Below are 14,550 nucleotides of genomic sequence, written 5' to 3'. Positions count from 1 at the left end.
CCCTCACTGACAGCTCGCCAGTCCAGCCTTGGGCTGTGTCTCGGAAATTTGTCGCCCGAAATAGTCAAGCCCGTAGCAGGTCCGCAGCGTTTGCCCGTCGGCATTCACTGCCATGCCAACACGAAACAGGTTGCTGCCTTTAGTGGCGTTGCCTTGCTGGTACTCGTAGGTGGTGACGACCAGATCGCCCGCGCCAGCTTCGCAGGCACCATTGGTGTAGGTGCTTGTTCGGCAGAATTCCTCAGAAACCAGCACCTGGACCTCACCAACAGCCTGCGAAAATCCTCCGCTTGAGTTCTTGATCCAAGCGTATTTCGGAGCCCAAGTGTAACGCGTCTCGGGCCTTGGACTACCTAGAGCGGCAGCGGGAAGTGTCCGCTTGAGGATGCCGCAATGCGTGGTGTCGTAAACGATGTCGGTCTGATTGCCTTCAGCATCGATCTGTGCGGTGGGTTGGTGGCAGACATCCGCACCGCCATAGACCGTTTCCCAAACCTGGCTTCCAGAGCCTGACTTGGGCTTAATGGTTGTTTTGGTGACCTGGCCAGTGCCGTGGTAATCGTAATTCCAACTGTTGCCCTCTTCAGCGATAACCTCAGTGAGATGAATTTCGCGATTGGCAAAGTTCTCGATGCCGTGAATCATGGTCGTCTCACGACCGAGTGCGTCGGTGATCTTGCGCGGAAGACCTTCGTAAGAGGCACGAACGGTCTTGGTCGAACCATCCGCATAGGTCATCGTGACATCTGCACTTTCAGGTGCGGAATATGGGCCGCTACCTGGCGGCTTGAGCGGGCAATACCGCGACGTATCAAAATCATAGTTGATAGATTCGCCGGTGATCAGATCCTGGCGATAGACCTGCTGAAACGAGTTCATTGAAAAATTGGTCGGCTCGTTCGGTATCGGCATGCAATTCGAGTAATGGTTGAAGATTTGACAGGATGACTGGCCGGGTAGCTTGACGCATTCGAGCTGCTCGTCTGCAGTGTATTCATAGGTCGTTTGGTTATTCAGCTGATCGGTCACGCTGGCCAAGACTCGGAAACCGTTCGGCAGCGTACTATGCTGGTATGAAACAGACGGAACGCCCGCAGGGCAACTCGATGTCGGGGTTACATAGTGTTCAACCAGGTTGACGGCGCATGACTTCGTCCAAAGGATGGGAAAAGCGGGATCAGTAGGACCCAGCTGTGTCGTGACATTCGGGTCGAACTCAAAAAGAATGGCAATTCCTCGATTGCTGAAGACGGCGTCGGCACCCCGCTTGCCGTGAAAGGTCAATACCGTACCGTCTTTTGCTTCGAGCCGCGTTCTGAAAGCAGGACTATTGTCCCGCAAAATCTGCTGACTTCCCTCTTCGAAGATGTGCTTCGTACCATTGATGGCGGTGAAGATCAGCTCGTTACCCGTTCGCACCAATGAGCCCGGAAAGGGATCGCCCCAGACGCCGAACGGCCCTTCGTAATTTGGCCCCACATGTGGATCTATGGGTGAGTTGGGATCGAGTTCGACAAACGAAGCCAGCGTGCTGGTGCCTTGGGCAATCCCGTATCGCCAAGGGTAGCGCTCGTTATCGATTACTGGTTCATCAGGTGGATAGTCGCCCCCTCCGAGCTCGCCTACTGTGATGTACATCGTAAGATTGGTGGACCATCCCCAGCTTAGAATCCCATCATTAGTGCCATGCGTCTTGTGCATGCTGCTTGAGTATTCCCGGCTCAAAGTGAGCGCTTGCGGAAACTCACCTTGACCAATCGATACGTCAGTTGCGCTGGTTGAATAGCCGCCGGAAACTAGGCTCACCCCGGTCGATGACTCGGTATCTTGCTCGGGCGGCGGTGGTGCATCCTGAGCGAGTGACACAGCGGTATGCATGAGCAATGCAACCGTCGAGACGGAGACGAGAGCAGACTTGGAAACACTGATGTTCATTTGCATACCCGGTGATTGTTCAACCTGAAACGGAGGCTCGTGAAGTGGTTATCAACCGCCTGGAAGCTTAGCGGCCAGATCGCAGATTTCAGCGGGCGAGAGGCCGTGCCAATTCCTCACTTCTGATTCGAACGCTGGATCACCAACTTCTGAAACCGCGCACATCGAAGGCCGCATCGTGCGCAGCCAAGTCTCTGCTTTGTCACAGCTGGAGCGGCGAAAGCCCCTACCTGTAAGCCATTGCTCCTCAGCCAGAGGAACCTTGATACGGGTCACACTCGCACCGTCTGCGTCTGGCCCATCTCGGACCATGCAGACGTATGATGAATTCTGACCTTGACCGTTTGCGCCGTCGTCCTGTGCGCTCGCAACGGTTGCGGACCCGACGCCAAGAACGACGGAGCAGACCAATGCCGAAGCCGAGATCGAGGTTGTTAGATTTCCAGGCATTTCGGCCTCCCTAATTCGGCGTTACGGTTCCGGTGTTACGGTGACGAGCGCAAATGCCGGCCCCGGCGTATCAAAGGTCACATTGCTGGTTGTTGTGCTCCAAGTTACCTTCAGAACGTAGTCATCTGGAGTACTCACGTCAGTCGCAGCTGGCCCAAAGGCCATCGACTTGGCGAAATCAGTGGACTGCAAAGTATCGCCGCCGATCCACAAGACTGAGTCTTGGATCGCAGTGAGCTCTGGGCCTGATATCTGGCCACTTTCGACTGTAATCGTGGCGCTCAATTCTACCGGAAATCCGCAGCCAGCGGGCGTTGGCGGAAAAACACGCGCGATGCCGTAAGAACCCTGCACAGTAGTCCATCCAACTGAACTCAGCGCGCAAGACGATGACGGTGTTCCGCCATCTGCTCCGGTAGAATTCACCTGCGTTCGATTGTCGGACCTGTCATATGCATAGTCGCGCTGCTCGCCATTTTGCGAGCCATTGGCAACCTCGACCTTAATCAATCGACCAAGTTCGTCGTAAGTATACGTCTTTGTGCTCGCCTGCCCGTGGGCTAGAGTAATTGGAAGAGAGGCAAGCACTAAGCCTGCCACAAAATGCTTGCGACTCATAAGTGAAAACCCCTGTTTTCGAGAGCCAGCATCAATACTGAGACCAAGGAGTCAAGTTCTTAAAAGTGAAATATGAATTTGGTGGCCATTTTTACAAGACAGGAAAGGCTGCGTGAATGGCTGCTTGGAATGGAGGGGTACGACACAGGGATGTTGAGCACTCGGAGCAAATTCACAAGGCAGTGTCCAATGCGTCCTTACTGAACGTCCGTTTCTGGGTCGTTAGCGGTCAGTCGCCTTTCAGGCGAACAAATCTCGGCTGGCGAGCATAGCCAACTCGGCGTCGCGTTCCTGATCAGCCAGCAAATGCCCATAGGTGTCGAGCGTTAGCTGAATGCTCTCGTGACCAATCCAAACCTGTAGACGCTTCAAATCAATCTTGCTCGCAATCCAGCCGCTCGCAGCCGCGTGACGTAGAGCGTGAAACCGGTATTTCCCGGTGAGAACCGGATTGCCCTCATTATCGATGATGGGCTGGCCACTCTTGTTCAGCTTGGGCACTCCCAGCCCTGCCCTAACCTGCAATGGGAAGTAGAGCCGCCGCAGAACGTTATTGTGCCTTAGTGGAGTTCCTACAACGCTGGGAAAGACAAGCCCTTTATGGCTGGGTCTGCAGCGCAGTTTCCACCTAGTCAGCTCTGCAACCAGTTGAGGTGGCATCGGAATTGTCCGCCGTCCTGCCTCGCTTTTTGGCGGGCCGAGAACGCCCCATTCATCGGCCCGCTGGCGAACAGTCAGCGTCCCCACCTTCAGGTCAACATCGCGCCAGCACAGCCCGCGCAGCTCAGATGAGCGAAGTCCCATGGTGATAGCGGTCAGTAAAAACGGGCGCTCATTGTCAGTTGCCGCCTCGATCATCTTCTTCAGGTCTGTCCGCGCTGGCGGCTCGACCCGCGCAGCTTCACGCTTTGCCCTTCCGACTTTCACATCCGATGCGACATTCTGGCTGATCGCGCCAATCTCCATCGCATTGTTTAGGATTGCGGACAGCGCCCGGATGATTTTGCTTGCCATCGAACGGGACTTCTCGATCAACAACTCCTGCCGCCATTCGACCACTTGGGCCTTTGAAAGCTGCGACAGCTTCAGTTCTCCAAATTTTGGAGCAATATGCAGCTTCGCCAACTCGCGATACCGCTTGATTGTGCTCCGCTCCAGCCCCTCGGCGTCACTAGCCGCAATCCACAGATCAGCGGCAACAGCCACCGTGATGCTGTCCCGATCATGGGTATGCCTACCCTGCCTGATCTCATCCCTCGCTCGATCAGAATAGGCTTCCGCCTCTTTCTTAGTCGGGAATTGCCGCGCCCGTCGCTTACCGTGTTGGTCTTTGTAATCGACCAACCAAGCGGTCTTCTTCTGGCCTTTGGGAGATAACCACTCACGCTTACGGATAGCTGTCATTTGGGTCTCCTAGAACGGGATCGGCGGGCCACCATCGGCGTGGTCCCATAGCTTTTGATCTTCGTCGCGCTTCCTCGCCCACGTTCGATACTCAGGAGCCCATTTGGGGCGACCAACCTGACCAACGTCGCGAGCAAGCCGGTTGACCCGCTCCAGCAAGTAGTCTGCACGAATTATCTGCATTCCGGCCCTCGAAACCGCGTCCGGTCGAGGGAAGCAGAGAACTTGCTCAGTCAGCGAAGTCAGGTCGTGCACTGAAACAAAAAAGTCGCTCCGAGCTTGGGGTGGCACTGGCGGCTGCCCCGCGACACAGACAAAAGTCTCAAAGTCTGTGTTGTAGCCCAGTCTAGAGTAGGCCCGACCAAAGGCTGCTTGGAATCGCTCCCAATACTCCGCCACAAGATCGGTCGCAGCCTTCGCAGCCAGCCCCGTCCCGATGATCTCGAATGCCACGGCGAGCTGGAGAAGATGTTCGGCTGTATATGTCATTCTGACGCCTCGCCCGATATTCACACCCTTCGGAAATTCTAGCCTCTGAAGCTGCTTCATTCTCGAACGGAAGGTTGAACGCTTATCGGGATGAACCTCAAGATAGGCCGCCAATATCGCCTCCAGTTGCCCATAACTCAATTTCACCCAGTTTTCCCCACCTTTGGATACGGGTGTAGCCCTATCCTCTTGCGCGGAGAGAGTGCAACTGTAAAGGTCATTTTGGTTATACCTGTATCTATCTGTGCACAAAGGAAGAACGATGCTTGCTGAAGACCTGCTCAAAGGTGCAAAAGCCGTCGAACAAGAGACGGGTGGAATGATCACGCAGCGCCAAGTTTATCACTTGGTTGAGCAGGGTCACTTGCCTGTCATCCGCAAAGGGCGCTCGATGTATTTTCGGCGCTCCGAACTCGAAGCGGCATTTTGCTCAAACGCTTAAGCCGTTTCCTGTCTGGCTGAGTTGGCTCAATACTCTGGCGGCCAGGCAGTATCCCAATACCAGAAGGGGTCCGGTCAAATTGGGAAGCCCAGTCCGAAAGGCAGAGGGGCGACCGGCGGGGTTTAGGACAGCCCCGAAAGCAACTGCCAAGCATCTGGCGACCTAACGACCAGAAGTGCCCTTAAGCGACGGTCGGCTCCGAGGTTCATACCTCTCCGATTAGAGCGCAAAGTGGCCGGACTGCCCTTGCTATCGGATCGCGTATTCGCATCCAGAGGCAGGGGTAGTTGTCCTATGCCCTTTTCGCTCTGGTCTCACCAAGGTTCATATAGGACTAGTCTACAAGTGAGTGAGACGCGCCAGAGGCATGCGAAGTGCGCTACAACAGGCTACATACGGTCGACGATGTGGAGTTGGGGTCGAGAACTCCATGAATTGAGATAAAAAATGGGGCCAAATGCCGCGAAAAATTTTTGACGATTTCTGTCGCCTCACCGCTTCTCCATGGCTTGCAAGATACCGATCACCTGCATCATCTCAACTGCACAAAGCCCGTCCAGATACTCATACTCATCAAGATAGCGCTCAAAGGTCCGGTGATGCATCCCCTTCGGTCGGGTGATCCAGTTTCCCCAACCCTCCTCACACCCTAGCTTCTTTTGGATACGAAACAGGCGCTCGAATACCGCATCGCGTCTAGTGATGCGCTGTGAGCGGTATCCGATGCTGTAGGCCTTGCGACTGGCGAACAACTCAGCACCAGCCGGGCAATAGAGCTTGCCGACACGCTCCCCCATTCTGGGGCAATGCATCCACCAGCGTTTTCCGCCGAAATTAGGCTCCGTATAGCTCAGTTGAATGCATTGAACGTGATCAGTCGATTGCCCGGTCGAACGGCGGGTCACTTTGAAGCGCAGCTCCAGAATTGCATTCTCCAGATCGGTCATGTCGCAAGTGTAATTGATATTGCCGGAAGGCTCACCGCCGCACGTCCAGCTAAGACTGCCCCAAACTTCCGAACCAGGTACCGCACGCTTTGTCCGCACCATCCACGCGATATCGATGCGCAGCGCTTCCTCTGCGACCGGATCGCCAAAGCGCCGTCCTGAACCAAATCCGCCCATACCGGTGCTATAGCCTTCCAACACAGGCTTGTGAATCGACCGGAGCTATCCCCGTGAAGCGTCCTGTTGAAATAGGTGCTTTTGAATATCGAAGAACGCGCCGCGTATCTCTTCGACCGATCCGAGCTTGCGCTTCGCGTCGTTCATGCCGCCATATCGGATGCGGAGGAAGTCACCGAGTTTGCCGGGGTCCAACTCGCGAATACCCTGCATTTCATAAGACTGGAGGACGTAGCTAAGGAACTCGCGCATTTCCTCTTCATAGCCATCCATTCCAGCAGTTTTAGCCGCCTCCACCCTCTCTGACCGGGCGAGAGGCGCTAAGGTGAAGCGAATATAGGCCAGCACGTCAAAAATGTCGGATCGCGGCGCATCGATCAGGCGGCACATATCGTCCATACGCTCGCTATCGTAGCCCATCTCATCAAGCCGCTGGAGGAAGCCTTTCCTGCTTTCAGGATCGCTCCAGATCGCCCGTAACTGGTCCTCATCGGCAACCAGACCGGCCAGATCACCGAACAGGTGCTCCATAAACTCAGCACCGCTGATCGGCCTGCCGTTGAGCATGTAGAGCGTGTTGCCGACATAGCTGATCTTGCGCTCTTTCCCGTCCGCCAGTTTCACGACGATCTTTTCGGTCGGCCCTTTCGGGTCGGCTGGATCATCGGCATCATCCGGAGGCTCAGGCGTTGGCGGTACTGGCGGTTTCGGTCCGCTCGGTCCATCCGGCGGCAGCGGCTCGCCATCCCATTCCGGATCGTTGAAGTGCTCATAGGCCTTCACGAAGTCATAGACGGTGAAGAAGTCCTTCCCGTCGAAGGTCCGGGTTCCCCGCCCGATAATCTGCTTGAACTCGATCATGGACTTCACCGGACGCAAGAGCACGATGTTGCGGATGTTGCGTGCGTCCACCCCGGTTGAGAGCTTCTGAGAGGTCGTCAGGATCGTTGGTAGCGTCTTCTCGTTATCCTGAAACTCGCGAAGGTGTTGCTCGCCCAGCTTGCCATCATCCGCCGTGACCCGCTCGCAATAATGCGGATCGGGATTGTCCTTCAGCTGATTGATGAAATTGCGCACCCGGGCCGCGTGATCCTGTGTCGCACAGAAAACGAGCGTCTTCTGGCGCTGGTCGATCTGATCCATGAACTCCTGCACACGGCTTTTCTCGCGCTCGTCGATCACCAGCCGCGTGTTGAAATCCGCTTCCCTATATTCTTTATCAGGATCGATTTCCCCGCTCAGAACCTCATCATCATCACTGAAGGTGTAGCTGTCCAAGGTGCTCGCCATCTGGCGCACCTTGAACGGGGTCAGGAAGCCATCGCCGATCCCTTCTTTCAGTGCATAGGTGTAAACCGGCTCTCCGAAATAGCCGTAGGTATCCGCATTAACATCGCGCTTGGGCGTAGCGGTCAGGCCAAGCTGCACGGCTGGCTCAAAGTAATTCAGGATTTCACGCCACGTGCTTTCATCCCGCGCGCCGCCACGATGGCATTCATCGATCACAATGAAATCGAAGAAATCGGGCGCATAGCCTTCAAAGGTGAACTCGGTTTCCCCGTCCTTCCCGCTTGTCATAAAGGTCTGGAAGATTGTGAAGAAGATATTGGCGTTCGTCGGCACCCCGCCGCGTTTGCGAACTTCTTCGGGATCAATCCGCATCAAGGCATCGGCTGGAAAGGCGTTGAAGCTGTTATAGGCCTGATCGGCGAGAATGTTGCGGTCCGCCAGAAACAGGATGCGTGGGCGGCGTGTCGGCTCGCCTGAGAGGTTCCACTTCGACTGAAATAGCTTCCAAGCGATTTGGAAGGCGATAGAGGTCTTTCCGGTGCCTGTGGCGAGTGTGAGCAGGATGCGCCGCTTTTCCTGCGCTATGGCCTCCAGAACGGCTGTAATGGCGTTGTGCTGGTAGTATCGCGGCTGCCACTTGCCGCCGCCCGTGCTGAAAGGCACCGAGCCAAAGCGTTCGCGCCAGTCATTGCCCTCAGGAAAACATCGATTCCAAAGATCTTGCGGACCGGGAAAGGGCAGATCGAAATCGCCTTCCTTTCCCGTATTCATATCTATGCCATACCAGCCAAGCCCGTTGGTGGAGTAGGCAAAGCGCGCTTCCAGCCTCCGCGAATATTCCTTGGCCTGCCCTACGCCATCGGTGTGGCCCAGCCCAGCCCGCTTGGCCTCGATGACCGCCAGCTTGCGGCCCTTGTAGGACAGCACGTAATCGGCGGACATAGGATTGGCGCGCTCGCCGCCTGCAAGGATTCGCCCCGGCGCGATTTTCTCGCGATTGATCTGGGAGCCATCAACCTCGCCCCAGCCCGCCTCGCGCAGCACCGGATCGATACGATTGGCGCGGGTGTCAGCTTCGGTTTCGTGGTCGAGGTTGGCCATGGGATAAATCTAATCGGGGCTTTCGTTCAGGATGCGGCTGAAACTGCTTACGACATATTTCTCGAATTGCGGCTTCGTATGCTCGGTCTTTGCCTTCGTGTTCTTCCCGTTGAACCAGATCGAACGCTTGCCCTCATTTTTACCTGACTTGTTCTGCGCAGCCTCACGGACAAATTCAGCCGATGACATAATCCATAACGTGTCCATCCGCTCTGAGTAGAATACGAACCAGTAATTGGGCCGATACGCGTGGGTCAAGGCGGCAAACAGCCCAGCGCTTCCGAACTTGACGTCCTTCGAGCGTGCCTTGATCTGGATTTCGACAAAGCTTCCGTCCGGCCGCTTTACCACCGCATCAATGGCATCGTCGTCCACCAGCGGCATGTAAACGTCGAGGCCTTCCTTCAGCATCAAGCCGACTACATAATATTCGATGCGCTTGCCGAACGCTGCTGAATGACGGAATGGTACGCTCATGCTGGCACCGGATCGATGCGGTTGGCGCGGGTATCGGCTTCGGTTTCGTGGTCAAGACTGCTCATCGATCAGGTCAGCTCCCCGGCAAAGGCCTTTTGCAGTATGGATTGGCGGAGGTCATCGAGGTCTTGAACCTTGGCTTCATAGTGATCGGCCAGCTGAAGAGCTTGCGATTCTATATCTCGCAAATGATTGGCAAGTTCTCTTTGTTGATCTTCCTCCAAATCGGGCAATGTGCCTTCCTTGAGGAACCGAAAGTGTCGAGCGTATCCCTTCTCCGCAATAGGGATGCTTCGCAGCCCGTAGTATAAATACGATGCGTCTACTCCCTCACCCGGCTTGAGGACCTTCGTTCCATCAGCTCCCACGACGAAATCGAAATCGACATATTTCAAACACCGGGTGTGGTCGCCAAACACGACGACCGGTTCATTCAATCTCATAAGGGCTTTGCCATCATTCCAATAACCGGAAATCAGGTCTGCTTCTTGAGAGACTATCGGATGATTGCCTTCTGCCAGATAGTCTTTCCGTTTGATCTTAGTTTTTGGTGTCAATGGCTTACAAAGCTTCGAAAAGGGCAGAAACTTCGATGAACTCGACGCCTTGGCAAATGATGCAGACAACTCCCGCTCGAACAACTCCTCCGCATCTGCCAGATTGGCCTCGGCGTTGGCGCGGGCGCGGTCGAGGGCGGCGAAAGCCTGATCCAGCACCGCAACAATCCGCTTCTGCTCCTCCAGCGGCGGGAGTGGAACTTCGAGTTCCTTCAGCTTTGAAGCATTGAAGCCGCCTTGCGCGCTTCCCGATGAACCCTGCTTTATTGCTTCCCAGTATGCAGAGGTTTGAAAAAACAGAGCCAAATAGTCAGGCGACAACTCATTGTCGGTAATCCGAAGCCTTATAAGGTAAGACGCTGGAACGCTCGCGGGGGGTTCTTGAATCAAAAAGCTCTTGCCGGTTGTTGCTCCCGTCCGAGCAAAAACAATATCGCCAGCTTCAAGCTTGTGCTTGTCAAAATCTCGTTGGTCGATTTCGCAGTAGGGCACCGCTGTCCAGTCAACATTGCCGTCCTGAATGTCGGTGATGCGTAGAAACTTCGGACCAATAGCTTCGGAGGATGCGCTTTCCGTATAGCCATAATTGACTGAAGCAACCTGTCCCAACTTGACGTTGCCAAAAATGCCGCCCCTCACAGCATCCCCCGAATATCTTCGAGTATCTGCGCGGTCTCGGCATCGCGCGCCAGCATCGCCTCGATAATCTCCGCCGGTTCACGCAAGGGCGCTTCCTCCGGCGCATTCGGATTGCGAACCGACAGGTCGAAGGTGTCTTGATCCAGCGCCTCGACTGCAACGCTCCAGCTTTTCTCGCTATCCGCCTTGTTCGGCTGGAGCGCGACAAACTCGGCCAGATCGTCATCATTCAGCGGATTGGTCTTGCCCAGCGAGCGCCCCGGATCGAGCTGGTAATACCAGACCTTTCGCGTGGGCGCGCCTTTCTCGAAAAACAGCACCACCGTCTTCACCCCAGCACCCTGAAACGTGCCGCCGGGACAATCGAGCACGGTGTGCAGATTACAGCTCGCCAGCAATTCCTTGCGCAGTTCGACGCTGGCGTTGTCGGTGTTGCTCAGGAAGGTGTTCTTGATAACCACCGCCCCGCGTCCGCCTGCTTTAAGCTTGCGGATGAAATGCTGCAGGAACAGATAGGCGGTCTCGCCCGATTTGATCGGGAAGTTTTGCTGCACTTCCTTGCGCTCGCCCCCGCCAAAGGGGGGATTGGCCAGAACAATATCGTGCCGGTCAGCCTCCTGAATATCCAACACGTTTTCCGCGAGCGTATTGGTGTGCCGCACGGCTGGCGTTTCGATCCCGTGCAGGATCATATTCATCACGCCCAGCACATAGGCGAGCGACTTCTTCTCCTGCCCGTAAAACGTCTTGCGCTGGAGCGTGTCCCATTCGGCAGACGACAGATCATCGCGCCGCATCATGTCCCACGCTTCGCACAGGAAGCCAGCCGACCCGCAAGCGCCATCATAGATGCTCTCGCCAATCTTGGGATCGACCACCTTGATCATCGCCCGGATCAGCGCGCGCGGCGTGTAATACTCCCCGCCATTGCGCCCCGCATTGCCCATGCGCTTGATGCGGACTTCATAGAGATCGGAAAGCTCGTGCTTGGCCTGTGTGCTGCCGAAATCGAGCGTATCGACGATGTCGATCACTTCCCTGAGCGAATAGCCTGATCGGAAGCGGTTGGTGATCTCCGCGAATATCTGCCCGATCTTGTATTCGAGCGTATCGGCATCGGTGCCCTCAGCCTGAAAGGTCTTCAGATACGGAAACAGCTTGCCGTTGACGAAATCGATCAGGTCTTGCCCGGTCTGCGCAGCGTTGTGATCTGGCTCGCCTTGCTCATCCTTAGGCGCGGCCCAGCTTGCCCAACGATGTTGGGGATCGAGGATCGGCTGGTAATCCTTACCCTCAAGCGCGGCCTCGTCCTCCCGCTCCTGCTCCAGATCGGCAAGGTATTTCAGGAATAGCAGCCAGCTTGTCTGCTCGGCATAGTCCAATTCGGAAGCCAGCCCCTCATCATTGCGAAGGGCACGGTCGATGTTGTTGAAGGCGTTTTCGAACATGCCGGACTGCTAGCGCGCCCCCGCCCAGCCGCCAATTATTTTCCTAAATCAATAGGGAAATTCGATTGTTCCCTCCTTGAGGAAATCAGGTGAAGTCGAAGAAATCTGCATAGATCAGGCCATTGCCGGTCTTTGTTCTGGCATCGCAAATGAGAACCTCGACATTCTTGCCGATCTTGCGAAATCCATCCACTAGCTTTTGCAGCTCTGAACGCTTCCTGCTTCCTTCACTCCAACGAGGGTCGAGAATAACAATTCTGACACGCTCTGGGCGGAAGCGTTTCACAAAGGCTCCAATTACCTCGTCGGCGTTGCCGATCTTTCGCGCCGCATATGGTTGCAGAGGACTGGCAAAATTCCACCGGTTGCCAGCCGTGAACTTTGCAGCTGTCTTGTCGAGGAACTCGTCAAGGCTCTCATAATATTCGTGAGGCGAGGTCATACGTAGATAAACCGCCCTAGTATCTGAGAGCCAGTATCTCTCTTGGATTTTCCGAGCACCTGGTATCTTACCCTCAGTGCCAAATCGCCAATCGCGAAACATGCTACGCAACTGCGAACTCTTGCCAGAATCCGGCTCGCCCACAATGAATAGGGCACGCTCAACGTAGGGTTGGCTTTCGACCATTCTCAACCTCGCAATATGCCTCCGAGACCCCGGCGGAGTATGTCGCAGATATGTTGCACGGACCAGCCGGAATCTATTGGGAAACCGCGAATATCGCCGGAAAACAGCGCAACATCATGCAACAAGGCAATTTCGCCCTAATCCCTGTTGGAATTGAAAAATATCAAGTTTTCAAAGGGTTTAATGGTAGCGGAGGAGGGACTTGAACCCCCGACACGCGGATTATGATTCCGCTGCTCTAACCACCTGAGCTACTCCGCCCCAATAGGGATTCGCGAGGCACATGGGCCTCAAGCGAGCGGCGCATTTAGGGCCGCATGCGCAGGCGGTCAACCATTGTTGCAACGGTCAGAGCCGTTCTTTGCCTCTGAACGCACAGGCCTTGACCAAATCCCATGGCCCGCCCTTGTAGAGGTGCAGCTCCAGGGCGGGAAATATGAAGCGTCGTTCCTCGATCGTTGGCGCCAGTTCCGCTTGCAACGCGCGCGCTTCACGCTTGGTAACCTTGTTCTGGATCGTGATATGCGGACGCGGCTCGTAGAGGTCCTGCGCCGTCAGGCTGCCGTGGAAGTGCTCCGCAATCATTGCGCGCAGGCTCAGCAACTGCGGGCTGGCGAGCGCGATTGCGGTGCCGCTGCCGAGATCAAGCAATCCGGTCACATCCGCCTCAGGCGCGGCGAATTCGGCGGCTATGCGCGGAAGATAGTCTTTGAGTTCCTCAAGCAAAGAAGGTGCGAAGGAATGGAACATGGTGACATGCGCATGCAGGTGGTTGCGCTCTGCCGGGTAATTCGCGCGGCGCAGGCCTTCTGCCCAGCCCTGTATGTCGGGGGGCAGCTTGGCCGTCACGATAAAGGGATTGGCCACTTACGGTCGGCCTACATTTCACCGCGCTCACGGCGTCCTTGTTTGTAGTTCGCCGAGGACCGTCGAGCATTGTCAGCGCGTTGGCACATTTCCATTCCCAGTTGTCCTGTTCACATTTCACCGCGCTCACGGCGGATGGCGTACCACTTTTCAACGTTGGCGTTGTGCTCGGCCAGTGTGTCGGCGAACATGTGCCCGCCAGTGCCATCGGCGACCATGAACAGTGCGCTGGTCGTTTCGGGGTTGAGCACCGCGGCGATGCTCTCGCGCCCCGGATTGGTGATCGGACCCTCTGGCAAGCCGACGCGGGTGTAGGTGTTGTAACCGTTGACCGCGGCTATCTCCGATTGGCGAATGCGGCGCCCGAGTGGCTTGCCCTTTGTGATAGGGTAGATGATCGTCGGATCGGCCTGAAGTAGCATGCCCGTCTTCACGCGGTTCGAATAGAGACCGGCCACCATCCGGCGCTCTGACGGCTTGCCGGTTTCTTTCTCTACTACCGACGCCAGGATGAGCGCATCGCGCATGGTCTCCACGGCGATATCAGGTCCGCGCTCAGCCCATGCTTCAGCGAGGTATTTGTCCATCGCCAGTTGCATCTGCTCGATCAGTGAAGCCCGGCTTTGCCCGCGTTCGAAGGCATAGGTATCGGGCAGGATCGAACCCTCGAGAGGGGCTTCAATATCGCCCGTAAGCAACTCTTCTGCCATCAATCTTTCCTGAACCATGATCGATGGCATGCCTTCAGGAATGGTGATGAAGCGGCGGATCACATCGCCCGATTGGAAAGCTTGCAGGATCTGCGCCTGCGACATTCCGGGAGCAAGCTTGAACTCGCCAGCCTGGATGGGGTCGGAAGAGCCCAGCAGCTTGGCCCGCAGCACAAAGCCGTCTGCCGAAATGATATGCCCTTCGTCTTCAAGCTTTTGCGCAACTGCGCTTACGGAAGCTCCGGCAGGGATCACAAAGCTGGATTCGACCTTTACGGTCGCGCCGCCCAGCATGGTGCTGCCCAAATAGACGCCCACCGCGACAAACGCGGCGATCACCAACCCGGCGACAAGACCGAGCTTCTTCATCC

The 14,550-nt window shown here is 55.9% G+C and carries 14 protein-coding genes and 1 tRNA gene; 1 reads left to right on the top strand and 14 read right to left on the bottom strand.

Going from position 1 to position 14,550, the window contains the following annotated elements:
• Nucleotides 1-3: 3 nt before the first annotated feature.
• From Q0837_RS04215 to Q0837_RS04195, 5 genes are all read right to left on the bottom strand, one after another.
• A complete protein-coding gene (locus tag Q0837_RS04215) occupies nucleotides 4-1,941 on the bottom strand; it encodes a hypothetical protein (protein WP_298465661.1) in 1,938 nt (645 codons plus the stop codon).
• 45 nt (nucleotides 1,942-1,986) lie between these two features.
• On the bottom strand, nucleotides 1,987-2,385 hold the full coding sequence (locus tag Q0837_RS04210) for a hypothetical protein (RefSeq protein WP_298465660.1): 399 nt from the start codon (nucleotides 2,383-2,385) through the stop codon (nucleotides 1,987-1,989).
• A 21-nt stretch (nucleotides 2,386-2,406) separates the two neighbouring features.
• Entirely contained in the window at nucleotides 2,407-3,003 is a 597-nt protein-coding gene (locus tag Q0837_RS04205; RefSeq protein WP_298465658.1) for a hypothetical protein, read from the bottom strand.
• Between the two features lie 240 nt (nucleotides 3,004-3,243).
• Complete coding sequence (locus Q0837_RS04200; protein WP_298465656.1) at nucleotides 3,244-4,407, bottom strand: tyrosine-type recombinase/integrase; 1,164 nt, start codon at nucleotides 4,405-4,407, stop codon at nucleotides 3,244-3,246.
• 9 nt (nucleotides 4,408-4,416) lie between these two features.
• Nucleotides 4,417-4,896 carry a hypothetical protein gene (locus tag Q0837_RS04195; RefSeq protein WP_298465655.1) on the bottom strand — a complete coding sequence of 160 codons (480 nt, stop codon included), beginning with the start codon at nucleotides 4,894-4,896 and terminating at the stop codon, nucleotides 4,417-4,419.
• Nucleotides 4,897-5,158: 262 nt separating this feature from the next.
• Between Q0837_RS04195 and Q0837_RS04190 the strand changes: the two genes are divergently transcribed.
• Entirely contained in the window at nucleotides 5,159-5,338 is a 180-nt protein-coding gene (locus Q0837_RS04190; RefSeq protein WP_298465653.1) for a helix-turn-helix domain-containing protein, read from the top strand.
• A 491-nt stretch (nucleotides 5,339-5,829) separates the two neighbouring features.
• On the opposite strand, the gene Q0837_RS04185 is transcribed toward Q0837_RS04190, so the two are convergent.
• The 9 genes from Q0837_RS04185 to mltG form a co-directional block, all read right to left on the bottom strand.
• Nucleotides 5,830-6,462, bottom strand: a complete 633-nt coding sequence (locus Q0837_RS04185; protein WP_298465651.1) for a hypothetical protein — start codon at nucleotides 6,460-6,462, stop codon at nucleotides 5,830-5,832.
• 45 nt (nucleotides 6,463-6,507) lie between these two features.
• Nucleotides 6,508-8,853, bottom strand: coding sequence for an EcoAI/FtnUII family type I restriction enzme subunit R (gene hsdR / locus Q0837_RS04180; protein ID WP_298465649.1), 2,346 nt, complete (start codon nucleotides 8,851-8,853; stop codon nucleotides 6,508-6,510).
• Between the two features lie 9 nt (nucleotides 8,854-8,862).
• Nucleotides 8,863-9,330, bottom strand: a complete 468-nt coding sequence (locus Q0837_RS04175) for a hypothetical protein (protein ID WP_298465647.1) — start codon at nucleotides 9,328-9,330, stop codon at nucleotides 8,863-8,865.
• Between the two features lie 68 nt (nucleotides 9,331-9,398).
• Nucleotides 9,399-10,526, bottom strand: a complete 1,128-nt coding sequence (locus Q0837_RS04170; RefSeq protein ID WP_298465645.1) for a restriction endonuclease subunit S — start codon at nucleotides 10,524-10,526, stop codon at nucleotides 9,399-9,401.
• Nucleotides 10,523-11,974, bottom strand: a complete 1,452-nt coding sequence (locus Q0837_RS04165) for an N-6 DNA methylase (RefSeq protein ID WP_298465644.1) — start codon at nucleotides 11,972-11,974, stop codon at nucleotides 10,523-10,525. Before Q0837_RS04165 ends, Q0837_RS04170 begins: the two co-directional genes overlap by 4 nt.
• Before the next feature lie 85 nt (nucleotides 11,975-12,059).
• The gene (locus Q0837_RS04160; protein WP_298465643.1) at nucleotides 12,060-12,602 is read right to left on the bottom strand and encodes a hypothetical protein; all 543 of its coding nucleotides are present in this window, start codon (nucleotides 12,600-12,602) and stop codon (nucleotides 12,060-12,062) included.
• Nucleotides 12,603-12,786: 184 nt separating this feature from the next.
• Nucleotides 12,787-12,863 (bottom strand) — tRNA-Met (locus tag Q0837_RS04155).
• A gap of 87 nt (nucleotides 12,864-12,950) precedes the next feature.
• Nucleotides 12,951-13,469, bottom strand: coding sequence for a 2'-5' RNA ligase family protein (locus Q0837_RS04150; RefSeq protein ID WP_298465642.1), 519 nt, complete (start codon nucleotides 13,467-13,469; stop codon nucleotides 12,951-12,953).
• Nucleotides 13,470-13,579: 110 nt separating this feature from the next.
• Nucleotides 13,580-14,548, bottom strand: coding sequence for an endolytic transglycosylase MltG (mltG, locus tag Q0837_RS04145; protein ID WP_298465640.1), 969 nt, complete (start codon nucleotides 14,546-14,548; stop codon nucleotides 13,580-13,582).
• Between the last annotated feature and the right edge of the window lie 2 nt (nucleotides 14,549-14,550).

The sequence above is a fragment of the uncultured Erythrobacter sp. genome (genome assembly GCF_947499705.1).
Lineage (GTDB): Bacteria > Pseudomonadota > Alphaproteobacteria > Sphingomonadales > Sphingomonadaceae > Erythrobacter.
Note: the sequence above shows the minus strand (reverse complement) of the source record. Positions and strands in the feature narration are given on the sequence as shown.